This window comes from Saccharopolyspora sp. NPDC002686 (assembly GCF_040295745.1).
In the GTDB taxonomy this organism is placed as follows: domain Bacteria; phylum Actinomycetota; class Actinomycetes; order Mycobacteriales; family Pseudonocardiaceae; genus Saccharopolyspora; species Saccharopolyspora oryzae.
In genome coordinates this window covers 20,117-31,972 of the sequence record NZ_JBEOVY010000043.1, presented here as the reverse complement: position 1 = coordinate 31,972, position 11,856 = coordinate 20,117, and the positions used below count along the sequence as shown (strand labels likewise).

Genomic DNA, 11,856 nt, shown 5'->3' with positions numbered 1-11,856 from the left:
ACCACGTTCCACAGGTGCTTGACGTAGTCCGCCTTCACGTTCCTGCGGGCCTCGTTGGACGAGGTGCTGTGGGTGATCAACGTCTACGTCCTCGTCCTCGCCGCACTGCTGATCGTGTTCGGTCGGCTCGGAGATGCGCGCGGACCGCGCACCATGTTCATCGGCGGCGTCGCGCTCTTCACCGCCGCCTCCGTCCTGTGTGGACTGTCCCAGGGGGCGACCGAGCTCATCGCGGCCCGGGCGCTGCAGGGGCTGGGCGCGGCGGCCCTGATGCCGCAGACCATGGCCATCATCATCGACGTCTTCCCGCCCGCGCGCCGGGGTGCGGCGCTCGGCGTGTGGGGCGCGGTCGCGGGCGTGGCCACGATCGCCGGGCCCACGCTGGGCGGACTCCTCGTCAGCACGGCCGGCTGGCGGTGGATCTTCTTCGTCAACGTCCCGATCGGCGCAGCCGTGCTGGCGATGGCCGCCACCCTCGTGCCCGGGGGCCGGCGCGGTACCCGCCACAAGCTGGACCTGCCCGGCGTCCTGCTCGCCGCAGCGGCGCTGGCCGGCTTGACCTTCGCGCTCACCGAAGGCCAGCGGTACGGGTGGAACGCCGGGATCTGGGCGCTGCTGATCGGCGGCGCGCTGCTGCTCGCGGTGTTCCTGGTCCACCAGCGGACCCGGCAGCGCGGTGAACCGCTGCTGCCCTTCGCGCTCTTCCGCGACCGCAACTACGCGGTCATGAGCTTCGTGTCCGCGACCGTCCAGGTCGGGATGATCGGCCTGTTCCTGCCGGTGATGATCTACCTGCAGTCGGTGCTGGCCTTCAGCGCGTTGGAGGCCGGGCTGGTGATGGCACCGGCGATGATCGTGTCGGCGTTGCTGTCGCCGGTCTCGGGCCGGATGGCCGACCGGGTCGGCGGCAAGTACGTCCTGATGTGCGGTCTAGCGCTGTTCGCGGCCGGGTTGGCCTGGCTGAGCTGGATCACCGTAGCCGACCGCACCTGGTGGGAGCTCCAGCCAGCGCTGATCGTCGCGGGGCTCGGCATCGGCTGCGTGTTCGGACCGATGGTCGCGGTCGCGATGTACGGCGTGGAACCCCGGATGGCCGGAGCCGCCTCCGGCGTGCTGAACACGATCCGCCAGGTCGGCACGGTCATCGGCAGCGCCGCGGTCGGCGCCGTGCTGCAGAACCGCCTGGCCGCATCGCTCCACGACGAAGCAGCCCGCCAAGCCGCCGGTCTGCCGGCCGGAATCCGCGAGCGGTTCGTGGCCGGTTTCGACGACGCCGCGAAGGGCGGACTGGAAGTCGGGCGGACCGGTACGGCGTTCCCACCGCCACCGGGCACATCGGCGGGCCTCGCCCACCAGCTCCAGCAGACGGCGGTGTCGGTCTTCGAGCACGGAGTCGTCCGCGCGGTGCAACCGACTCTGGTGCTGCCCATCGCCGTGATCGCGATCGGCGCCGTCCTGTGTTTCCTGGTGCAGCGCCGAGACGTCGACAGCCCGCGAACCGCCGTCGACGCCTCACCGGGACGTCCCGGCTACGACGACCGATGAGTACTCGTGGATATTAATCGTGAGCAGTCGGTCCGGACCTCCGCGCAGTGCATTACCGCGAAGACTCGGCGGACCCGATTGCTCCGCGCCCGCTGGTCCACCTGCTCAAGCGAGGGGTGAAGAGCTCCTACTCGACAGAGGATCTGCGTGGAGCTCTGTAACCACCGCAGACCTCGGCCTGCTTGCGGGGATCGCTGGCCCGCAACTCCTCGACGATCCGTTCGACCTGCTTTCCGGGAAGCTCCGGGCTCACCTGGAATCGCACGAGGAACTGGTCGTAATCGATGAGCTCGCCGGAGTCCCGCCAGCGATCGGTGATCACCTGTCTGGGCGGCGAGGTGAACGCCAGATCCACGTGATCGCGGGTATCCGGTCTGGATCGTCCCCAGTCCAGGCTGCTGTCCCACTGCCACAGCACGCTCGGTTCCTCGCGGAGCCTGCTCGTCAGCAGCCTCGCCACCGTCCAGCCCGACCATTCCCAGGAGCGTTCGCGATCGGCGCGGGCGAGCTCGGCTTCGTACTGCGCCGAATCGAAACGGATCTCAGGCAGCGACAGCTCTGAGTCGGGGTTGCGCCACTCGTCCCAGACGATCTGGTCGCCATCGCGGCTGATGCGGACGAAGACTGCGCCGCAGCAGCCCCACGTGCACTCGGCTTCGGCGAGCATCACCTCGCGTGGCTCGTCCTCGGGCAGCAGTGGGCTGTCCGGCCCCAGCAGGACCTCGGGATCGAGTCTCGGCCCCTCGTCGAACTCCGGTCCGATCAGGTCCTGACCGTCGACGCAGATCTTGGTCTCCACCTGGTTCCAGGCGGAGTCCTCGGGAAGGATCACCGAAATGCTCAGACTGCTGGACACATCCCCAGGCTAAGCAGGACGTCCACCTGTTTTCACGCGGTTCGACGCGCTGCGATGTCCGATGCGCACTCGCGGACACCAATCACGTCAGAGGCCCAGCTCGGTGCGGAGCCAGTCGTGGAACTCGCCGATGTGGTGTTCGGAGGGGACCAGGACTCCTCCGGCCGCGTAGGCGCGGGAGCTCATCGCCGGTTGGCAGCGTTCGCAGGCTTCGAAGTCCTGCTCGTTGACCCGGTGGAACAGCTCCACCGAGCGGGAGATGTCGTGCCCCGCGTCGAGGACTTCCGGCGCGTAGAGCCAGTCGCACTCGACCAGGGTCCGGTCCACCGCGAGGGGGAACATGCGGTGCACGATCACGTGGTCCGGCACCAGGTTCACGAACACCTGGGGGCGGACGGTGATCGCGTAGTAGCGGCGGTCGTGCTCGTCGCCGACTCCGTCCAGGCGACCGAAACCACCGGTTCCGTCCACTGTGAACCCCTCCACCTCCGCCCCGAACTCCGCGCCGTGGCCGACGTAGTACTGGGCCGCGTAGCCGTCGGCGAACTCCGGCAGCACCTCGGTGAGCTCGGGGTGGATGGTGGCGCAGTGGTAGCACTCCATGAAGTTCTCGATGATCAGCTTCCAGTTGGCGCGCACGTCGTAGCTGATGCGGCGGCCCAGCGACAGGCCGTCCACGCCGTAGCCGTCGATCACCTCGGTGCCGCCGAGCCGCTCCGCCACCGCGCCGACGACCTGCTCCTCGAACGACGGCGGCTCGTCGGCCAGGCACAGCCAGGCGTATCCGAGCCATTCCCGCAGCGCCACCGGGACCAGGCCGTACTCGGTCCGGTCGACGTCCGGCATCGAGGTGAGGTTCGGGGCGGCGACCAGCTTGCCGTCGGTGCCGTAGGTCCAGGCGTGGTACGGGCACTGGAAACTGCGCTTGACCTGACCGGATTCCGCTGTGCACAGCTGTGCGCCGCGGTGCCGACAGATGTTGAGGAATGCCCGCAGCGCACCGTCCCTGCCCCGCGCGACGAGCACGCTCTCGCGCCCCACCTGGACGGTCCGGAACCGACCCGGCTCGGCCAGGTCCGCGGTGCGCACGGCGCAGAACCACGAGGTGTGGAAGATCCGGTCCTGCTCCAGCGCGAACAGGTCCGGGTCGGTGTAGAAGTGGCCGGGCAGCGTGGAGATGAGACTGGCCTGCCGGTCCGTCGTGGTCATGCATCCCTCCAGAACCTGGTCAACGCGATTTCCGTTGAACTTCTCGTTGTGCGCGCGGTGCGTGACTTCCGCAAGTTCAATGGAAATTGGACGTCTGATTTCCATTGAATTTGCGGGAACCGAGGACGGTTCAGCTTCGTAGGCGCTTCATCTCGGGGTCGAACAGGGGTTCTTCGGCGACCACCGCGGGCAGGCGTTCGCCGAAGTACTCGACGTCGGCGCGGGTTCCGGGCACGGCCAGGGAACTCGGCAGCCAGGCGTAGGCGATGCTCGCGCCGATGGTGTAGCCGTAGGCCGCGCTCGTGACGTAGCCGACCGGTCGGCCATCGACGTGGACCGGCTCGGAACCCATGACCACGGCTTCGCGGTCTTCGAGCAGCAGCGGGCAGAGCCGGCGGTCACCTTCGCGCTCGGCCAGCGCCGCGCGGCCCAGGAAGTCCTTGTCCGTCCGGACGGCGAAACCCAGGCCTGCTTCGAACGGATCGTGCTCGGTGGTCATGTCCGCACCCCACGACCGGTAGCCCTTCTCCAACCGCAGGCTGTTGAAAGCGCTGCGCCCGGCCGCGATCACGCCGAGCCGCTGCCCCGCTTCCCACAGCACGTCCCACAGCTTCCGCCCCTGGTCCGCCGCGGTGTAGAGCTCCCAGCCGAGTTCGCCCACATAGGACAGTCGCATCGCGGTCACCGGAACACCGCCGACGAACGCCGCCTTGTTCTTGAAGAAACCGAAGCCCTCGTGGGAGAAATCGGTGCCGGTCAGCGGTTGCACCAGTTCGCGCGCGAGCGGCCCCCACACGCCGATGCAGCACGTGCCGGGCGTGATGTCGCGGACCTGCACGTCGGACGGCGCGTGCCTGCGCAGCCACTCCAGGTCGAGGTTGCCGTTGGCGCCGACCTGGAAGCGCTGCTCGGACAGCCGCGCCACCGTCAGATCGCTGCGCACTCCCCCGGCCTCGTCCAGCGACAGCGCGTAGGTCACCGAACCGGGCTTCTTGGCCAGGTTGTTGGTGGTCAGCCACTGCAGGAAGTCGAGCGCACCCGGCCCGGCGACCTCCAGCCGCTTGAGCGGGGTCATGTCGAACATCGCCACCCGCTTGCGGGTGACCAGCGCTTCCGCACCGGCGATCGGCGACCAGAACCGGGACGCCCACTCGCCGCGCGGCGGGACTTCGGCCACCTCCGGCAGCTCGGCGTTCGCCTCGTACCAGTGCGGCCGTTCCCAGCCCGACGCTTCGAGGAACACCGCGCCGAGTTCCTGCTGCCGCTCGTAGAACGGGCTGGTCCGAACCGGGCGCGGCTCCTGGCCGGGTTCCAACGGGTGCAGGACGTCGTAGACCTCGACGAAGCTGCGGCAGCTGCGCTCCAGCACGTATTCCGGGCTGCGCTGGGCGGTTTCGAACCGGTTGAGGTCGCAGGAGTGCAGCGATTCGGCCGGTTGCCCGTCGACCAGCCACTGCGCCATCGCCCGCGCCACGCCCGCCGAGTGCGTGATCCACACGGCCTCGGCGACCCAGAACCCGCGCAGGTCGGGGTGCTCGCCGAGCAGCGGCATGCCGTCCGGGGTGAAGGAGAACAGGCCGTTGATGCCTTCGACGACCTCGGTCTCGGCCAGCTCCGGCAGCAGCGTCCGCGCGTCGTCCCAGGCCGGCTGGAAGTCCTCCGCGGTGAACGGCTCGATCGAGGGCATCACCGCCGAACCCGACTCGCGGATGGCCGCGGGGTCGATCGGCATCGGCCGGTGCCCGTAGTAGCCGATGCCGATCCGGTCGACGTGCTCCCGGAAGTACAGGTCGCCGTCCTGGTGCCGCAGGATCGGCAGTCCGGCCTCGGTGCGCTCGTCGTTGCGGCCGGTCAGCGAGGCCAGCGGCCCGGTCTTGGCGTACTGGTGCGCCATCGGCACCAGCGGGACGTCCAGGTCGACCAGCGCGCCGATCAGCGGACCCCACATGCCCGCGCAGGAGAGCACCACGTCCGCGGCGAAGCGGTCCTGATCGGTCACCACTGCGGTGACCCGGCCTGCGCTGCGCTCCACGGAGACGACCTGCTGACCGGACAGGAACCGCGCGCCGCGGGCCATCGCGCGCCGCGCCTGGGCCTCGGCGGCGCGGACCGGTTTGGCCAGGCCATCGGTGGGGATGTGCAGCCCGCCTTGGATGCGCGCGGGGTCGACCAGCGGGTGCAGTTCGGCGCACTCGCCGGGGTCGCGCAGGAAGCTCTCCACGCCCCACGAGGTCAGCCAGCCGTGCCGCCGCTTCGCCTCGTTCCACCGCTCCGGCGAGGCCGCGACCTCGAGGCCGCCGAGCGGCTGGAAGCACCACTCGCCCTCGAGCTCGCGGTACTTCTGCGCGGTGTACGCGGCGAAGCGGGTCATGGTCCGGCACGGGTTGGCCTGGAACACCAGCCCCGGCGCGTGCGAGGTGGAGCCCCCGGTGGCGAACAGCGGGCCCTTCTCGAGGACGGTGATGTCGGTCCAGCCGCGTTCGGTGAGCTCGTCGGCGATGGCGCAACCGACGATTCCGGCTCCGATGACGACCACGCGGGGCTGAGTGCCCATGGGTGCCTCCAGGGCTCGTCGAGCGATGGGGAGGGTGTTGCGCTATGCGCGCCGAGTTCCGATACGAGCAACACGGTCACCGGCGACCCCCGTCGCCGTCAAGTGCGGAAGCCGAGTTTTTCCGCCGCGTAACACGGATGGACGTCACGGACGAAGAATCGGCAGAACCCCCTTGACGCGCCCCTGATCCGAGCCGCACATTGTTGCGCATTGCACTCCGTGTTCTGGATAGCGCAACGGAGGTCCTGATGTTCGAAGCCTGCTCCCTGTCCGAGCTTCCCCCCGGCGAGTCCGTCCGCATCGACGCGCACGTGCCGATCGCGGTGTTCAACGTCGAGGGCGAGCTGTTCGCGATCGACGACACCTGCACCCACCAGGACGCCTCGCTGGCGGAGGGCTGGGTGGAGGACTGCCGGGTCGAGTGCCCGCTGCACGCGGCGGCGTTCGACCTGCGAACCGGGCTGCCGTGCGGCCTGCCCGCCAAGAAGCCGGTGCGGACCTACCCGGTGCAGATCGCCGACGGGATGGTCTACGTCGAGACCCAGACCGCGGAGGTCGCATGAGGACGGTCGCGATCCTCGGCACCGGCGAAGTGGTTGGCGCACGTCATCGGCGAAGAACTGGGGGCGGCGTGCGCGGCGCTGCACACCGACGCGACGGCGAGCAGACCGGCGTCCTGGCCATGAACAACCCGAAGCTGTTCACCAGGCACCGCAAACAACTCGCCGCGCTGCGCGCTTGAGCCCCGCCGCTCAGGCGGCGGACTCGACGTCCTCCTCAGTCTCCTCCGGCACGACCTCGGGCTGCTTCGCCCCGCGCTTGCGGCGCCCGAGCCAGATCGCCACGCCCACCACGACGACCACTGCAGCCAAGATCCAGCTCGCCCGCCCCAGCGCGTCCTCGATGTACTTCGCGGACGCCCCGGCCAGCCAACCGATGCTCACGTGCGTCGCGGACCAGGCGACCGCGCCGATCAGCGAGGTCACCGCGAACCGCGGGTAGGACATCCCGCTGGCCCCGGCCGCCGCCGGCATCAGCGTGCGCACCACCGGCAGGAAGCGGCCCAGCAGCACCGCGCCGATCCCCCACTTGCACAGCAGCTGCCCGGCCCGGTCCCAGTGCTGCTGCCCGAGCTTGCGAACCACCTTGGTCTCGCGCATCTTCAGCCGGTACCGGCGGCCCAGCCAGAACCCGATGTTGTCCCCGATGGCCGCGCACAGCGCGACGACTCCGGCCAGCACGAAGAAGAAGCCCACGTCGGTGACCGCGGCCGAGGCGATCAGCAGTCCGCTCTCACCCGGCACCAGGAAACCCAGTCCGATGGTGCATTCGCCGAGGACGAGAGCTCCGGTCACCAGTACCAGTAGCGGCTTCGGCAGGCTTCCGACAGCTGCCAGAACGTCGCTGATGAAGGTCACGGGACGGGCTCCTCGGGCGGGGGGCTTCAACTACCCCCGTCACGCTACCGGCGCAATAAGCGCCGGGTGTCCGTAATGCCCCCTAGCCAACCCTGAGACTGAAGTCACACCTTCGTCTTAATGTAGCGCCGCTACCTGTGAAAACGCGTCCACACCACCACGCGCAGTAGTCCTCCGGCGAAACCCGGCGCTCAGCAGGCCTTGACCCAGGAGCACTCCAAGTCACCTTGGTAGACCTTGGCGTTCTGCTGGACTCTCTGCTGCGGCACCGGTGGTCGGCCGCGCTGCTGATCGTCGGCGCCCCGGTACTCCGCGAGGCGGATGGCGATCGCGTCCTCCAGGTCCTGCGGGGCGTCGGAGACGAAGTCGTTGAACATCACCGAGAACACCAGCTCGCGACCGTTCGCCGCGGTCACGTACCCGGACAGCGAGGTCACGCCGGTCAGCGAACCCGTCTTGGCGTGCACGTTGTTCTCCGCCGCCGTCCCGCCCATCCGGTTGCGCAGCGTGCCGCCGACCATGCGGTCCGCGACACCCGCCACCGGCAGCGAGTCGTACCAGGACCGGAACCAGGGGCGCTCGCGAGCGTTGTCGAGCAGCACGGTCAGCTGTTCCGGCGGCACGTTGTCCATCGTGGACAGACCGGAACCGTCGACCATGCGCAGCACCTCCGGCGAGAGCCCCAGCCCGCGCAGCTTCTCGTCCAGCACCTCCAAGCCGGCCGCCCAGCTGCCTTCGCCGCGGACCTCCCGGCCCATCGCCTTGATCAGCACTTCGGCGTGCCCGTTGTTGCTCAGCTTCATGAACGGCACGAGCAGCTCGCGCAACGGCATCGACCGCCGGTCAGCCAGCACCCGCGCGCCGTCCGGCGCCACCCCCTCCCCCGCGTTGCGCACCTGGACGCCGTGCGCGGCAAGGGCTTTGGCGAACACGTCGGCGGCGTAGGCGGAGGGATCCGGCACGGTGGTGAAGTCCTCGACCGGCTCCGCTCCGGCTGGAACCGACCCGCTCACCACCACCCGCGATCCGCCGTGATCGCGCTCCACCGCGACGTCCGGCGCACCGTCCGGAGCGGACGTGGTGGTCCGGTTGTCGATCTGCACGACGTCGGTCGGCGGATCCAGCCGAACCCGGGCGGGCTGCCCCTCGACCGTCGGGCTGACCAGCACCTTCGCGGTTCCGGCGTCGAAGTCGGTGTCCGGCGCCGCGGTCAACGCCGAGATCCGCGCCGAGTAGTAGTAGGGCTCGTCGTCCCAGGCCCACCCGGTACCCAGCGGCACGTCGTCGAACCAGGTGTCGTCGGTGCGCAAACCGCCCTGCACCACGCGGATCCCGGACGCCGCCACCTGCTCGGCCAGCCGGTCGTAGTCGGCGGCGAGCACCGTCGGATCACCGGTGCCGCGCAGGTGCAGATCGCCGAGCAGAACAGGACCGACCTGCTGCGCGCCGGTGACGACCTCGGTCCGGAACTCGTAGTCCGGACCGAGCGCCTCCAGCGCGGCGGCCGAGGTCAGCAGCTTCGCGTTGGACGCCGGAGTGGCCCGCGCCGCGGCCTGCCTGCTGTAGAGGACTTCGTCGGTCGCGGGATCGCGGACCACCACTCCCGCGTGCGAACCGTCCAGCCGCGGGTCGGCGAGGATCTCGTCGAGGTCCGCGCGCAGCGCGTCCGGCCCCGTCGGGGCAGCACCAGTGGGAGCCACGAGGGAGAGCGAAACCCCCATCGCAGCAACCAATCCGAACGCCAAGCCCCAACGTCGACGCATCGCGCAACTCCCTCGGCTCACCCGGCCCGATCATGCAGAGTAAACAGATCGACACGGAGCGTCAAAGGAATTTGCGCGTGGTGAGCGGCGATGGTGGTTCTGACGACCATCGCCGCTCACGCGAACTCAAGCGACCGCGATCGAGGTGGCCATCGCCAGCAGCGCGCCGCCGCAGCAGCGCTCGAAGACCTTGCGCCGCCGCGGGTCGGCCAGCAGCGCCGACAGCCAGCGCACCGACGGCACCACGATCAGCCACCACACCGCGAAACCGCTCACCGCGACCGCGCTGAGCAGGGCGGCCTGGGTCATCGGGTCGGCGGCCGGGTCCATCGCCTGCGGCATCAGCGTCAGGAAGGTCAGCATGACCTTGGGGTTGAGCACATCGGTCAGCAGTCCGCGCAGGAACACCGAGCGACCCGAAGTGGGCACCACCAGCGCGGGCTCCTGGGTGGCAGCGGCGCCGGCCTTGCGCAGGATCTGGAAGCCCATCCAGGCCAGGTAGGCCACGCCGATCGCCTTCACCACGAGCAGCGCCGCCGGAACGGCGACCACCAGCGCGGAAAGCCCCAGGGTGGCTGCCGTCGCGTGCACCAGCAGGCCGCAGGTCGAACCGGCCGCGGCCAACCAGCCCCACCGCGCGCCGGTCGCCGCATTGCGGGTGACCAGCACGAAGTCGGGACCCGGTACCACGACGATCACCAGCAGCGCCAGCAGGAACGGCCCCCAGGCGATGTGCACGACTCCTCCTTCGAAAGAAGTGGTTGGGAAGTGCCGATATTTTCGGGTTCCCGTTCGCCGCTTCACCACCTGCGCCGTAGCATCTTCGGATATGCAGGACTCAGTAGAACTTGATTCGGTCGACTGGCGGATCTTGGAGCTGTTGCAGAACGATGCGACGCTGCCCAACCGCGCGCTCGCCGAACGGGTCGGCCTGGCGGCGTCCAGTTGCCTGCAACGAGTCCGCCGCCTGCGCGAACAGGGCGTGATCACCGGGTCGCACATCGACGTCAACCCGGCCGCGACCGGACTGGCGCTGGAGGCGGTGGTGGCGATCAACGTCCGCCCGCACACCCGGCAGGTCGTCGACCAGTTCCGCGAGTTCGTGATGAAGCAGCCCGAGACCCGGTCGCTGCTGCACGTCAGCGGTCAGGCCGACTTCCTGCTGCACATCGCGGTGGCCGACACCAAGCACATGCAGGAGTTCCTGGTCGACAAGCTGGCCTCGCGCACCGAGGTCCGCCACTTCACCAGCTCGATCGTCCTGGAACAGCTGCACACCAAGGCCCTGACCCCGCCCCGACACCTGCGCCCGAAACGCCGCCGCCGCACCTGAGAACCCGGCGGCGGAGCGCGAGATTGCGAGGACCGACGCGGCCTCCCACCGTGGGTGGAGCGACGTGCTGGTGGGGAGGGCTGTCCGGTTGGCGGAGCAGGAGCAGGCCGAACGCGTCCTGGGGTTGGTCACCGACCCCGACATGCCCGCGCAGGTCGGGTACCGCACGTCCGAGCAGATCACCGAGTGGCTGTCCCACCGCACCGGTGAGCGCTGGACCATCGACGTCCGCTCCGATCCGCTCACCGCGGACCACCGCACCAGCGAGGACCTGCTGGACGCCGTCGACCGGCACCGCGACGAGCAGGGCTGGGACTTCGGGATCTGCCTGACCGACCTGCCGCTGCTGCTGGCGAAAGGAGCGCTGCTGGCCGACGTCAGCACCGGACGCCGGGTCGCGCTCGTGTCCTTGCCCGCGCTCGGCGCGATCCGGACCTACCACCGCACCTACCGGCTGCTGACCCGGTTGCTGGACGACCTGCTCCCGCACCACCTGAGCGGACCGCCGACGGATCCCGGCACGGTGCGCCGCACCCACCGCGACGGACCGGTCGACGTCCGGTACACCACCCCGAGGCTGCGGGGCTGGGTGCGCCTGGTGTCCGGCATGGTCCGGGCGAACCGGCCGTGGCAATTGGTCTGGGGGCTGTCCAGCGCGTTGGCGGCAGCGCTCGCCGCCGCGGGATTCGGCCTGTTCACCTCGACGGTCTGGCAGCTCGGCGACGTGCTGAGCCCGCTGCGCGCGCTGACCACCTCGGTCTTCGCGCTCTCGCTGATGACGGTGTGGTTGATCGCCTCGCACGGGTTGTGGGAGCGGGTGGGACGCCGCGCGATCCGCGACCGGCGGTTGGCCCTGCTCTACAACACCTCGACGATCACCACGCTGTCCCTGGGCGTCGCCTGCCTCTACGCCCTCGTCTACCTGGTGAGCCTGGCCGGTGCCGCGACCTTGCTGGACGCCGGCGTCCTCGCCCGCGTGCTCGGCCACCCCGTCGACTGGGCCGCCTACGCGCGACTGGCGTGGATGGTCGCCTCGATGGCGCTCGTCGCCGGAGCGCTCGGCTCGAGCTTGGAAACCGACGCCGCCGTGCGCCAAGCGGCCTACGGCTACCGCGAAGAACAACGCCGGGCCCAGCACGCGGAAGCGGGCTGAGCCCGGCGTCGCAACGCAGAGCAGG

11 protein-coding genes are annotated in these 11,856 nt (G+C 69.7%); 5 read left to right on the top strand and 6 right to left on the bottom strand.

Annotation, left to right across the window (positions count from 1 at the left end):
• Positions 1-54 precede the first annotated feature (54 nt).
• Positions 55-1,545 carry an MFS transporter gene (locus tag ABTZ89_RS08600; RefSeq protein WP_351041877.1) on the top strand — a complete coding sequence of 497 codons (1,491 nt, stop codon included), beginning with the start codon at positions 55-57 and terminating at the stop codon, positions 1,543-1,545.
• A gap of 127 nt (positions 1,546-1,672) precedes the next feature.
• Here the strand turns inward: ABTZ89_RS08600 and ABTZ89_RS08595 are convergent, their stop codons facing one another.
• The 3 genes from ABTZ89_RS08595 to ABTZ89_RS08585 form a co-directional block, all read right to left on the bottom strand.
• Positions 1,673-2,401 (bottom strand): hypothetical protein, encoded by a 729-nt coding sequence (locus ABTZ89_RS08595; protein WP_351041874.1) that lies wholly within the window; start codon positions 2,399-2,401, stop codon positions 1,673-1,675.
• Positions 2,402-2,488: 87 nt separating this feature from the next.
• On the bottom strand, positions 2,489-3,610 hold the full coding sequence (locus ABTZ89_RS08590; protein WP_351041872.1) for an aromatic ring-hydroxylating oxygenase subunit alpha: 1,122 nt from the start codon (positions 3,608-3,610) through the stop codon (positions 2,489-2,491).
• A 130-nt stretch (positions 3,611-3,740) separates the two neighbouring features.
• Positions 3,741-6,164, bottom strand: a complete 2,424-nt coding sequence (locus ABTZ89_RS08585; protein ID WP_351041869.1) for a GcvT family protein — start codon at positions 6,162-6,164, stop codon at positions 3,741-3,743.
• A gap of 248 nt (positions 6,165-6,412) precedes the next feature.
• On the opposite strand from ABTZ89_RS08585, the gene ABTZ89_RS08580 reads away from it, so the two are divergent.
• Positions 6,413-6,727, top strand: coding sequence for a bifunctional 3-phenylpropionate/cinnamic acid dioxygenase ferredoxin subunit (locus ABTZ89_RS08580; RefSeq protein ID WP_270953562.1), 315 nt, complete (start codon positions 6,413-6,415; stop codon positions 6,725-6,727).
• Positions 6,724-6,906, top strand: a complete 183-nt coding sequence (locus ABTZ89_RS08575; RefSeq protein WP_351041866.1) for a hypothetical protein — start codon at positions 6,724-6,726, stop codon at positions 6,904-6,906. Before ABTZ89_RS08580 ends, ABTZ89_RS08575 begins: the two co-directional genes overlap by 4 nt.
• A gap of 10 nt (positions 6,907-6,916) precedes the next feature.
• Here ABTZ89_RS08575 and ABTZ89_RS08570 read toward each other — a convergent pair whose 3' ends face one another.
• The 3 genes from ABTZ89_RS08570 to ABTZ89_RS08560 all read right to left on the bottom strand — a co-directional run bounded on the left by ABTZ89_RS08570 (position 6,917) and on the right by ABTZ89_RS08560 (position 10,083).
• On the bottom strand, positions 6,917-7,582 hold the full coding sequence (locus ABTZ89_RS08570; RefSeq protein ID WP_351041864.1) for a DedA family protein: 666 nt from the start codon (positions 7,580-7,582) through the stop codon (positions 6,917-6,919).
• A gap of 191 nt (positions 7,583-7,773) precedes the next feature.
• Positions 7,774-9,282 (bottom strand): D-alanyl-D-alanine carboxypeptidase/D-alanyl-D-alanine endopeptidase, encoded by a 1,509-nt coding sequence (dacB, locus tag ABTZ89_RS08565; protein WP_351041861.1) that lies wholly within the window; start codon positions 9,280-9,282, stop codon positions 7,774-7,776.
• A 189-nt stretch (positions 9,283-9,471) separates the two neighbouring features.
• Positions 9,472-10,083, bottom strand: coding sequence for a LysE family translocator (locus ABTZ89_RS08560; RefSeq protein ID WP_270953566.1), 612 nt, complete (start codon positions 10,081-10,083; stop codon positions 9,472-9,474).
• Between the two features lie 91 nt (positions 10,084-10,174).
• On the opposite strand from ABTZ89_RS08560, the gene ABTZ89_RS08555 reads away from it, so the two are divergent.
• Both ABTZ89_RS08555 and ABTZ89_RS08550 read left to right on the top strand, forming a co-directional pair.
• The gene (locus tag ABTZ89_RS08555) at positions 10,175-10,678 is read left to right on the top strand and encodes an Lrp/AsnC family transcriptional regulator (protein ID WP_270953567.1); all 504 of its coding nucleotides are present in this window, start codon (positions 10,175-10,177) and stop codon (positions 10,676-10,678) included.
• 70 nt (positions 10,679-10,748) lie between these two features.
• Positions 10,749-11,831 carry a 5,10-methylene-tetrahydrofolate dehydrogenase gene (locus ABTZ89_RS08550; protein WP_270953568.1) on the top strand — a complete coding sequence of 361 codons (1,083 nt, stop codon included), beginning with the start codon at positions 10,749-10,751 and terminating at the stop codon, positions 11,829-11,831.
• The last annotated feature ends 25 nt before the right edge of the window (positions 11,832-11,856 follow it).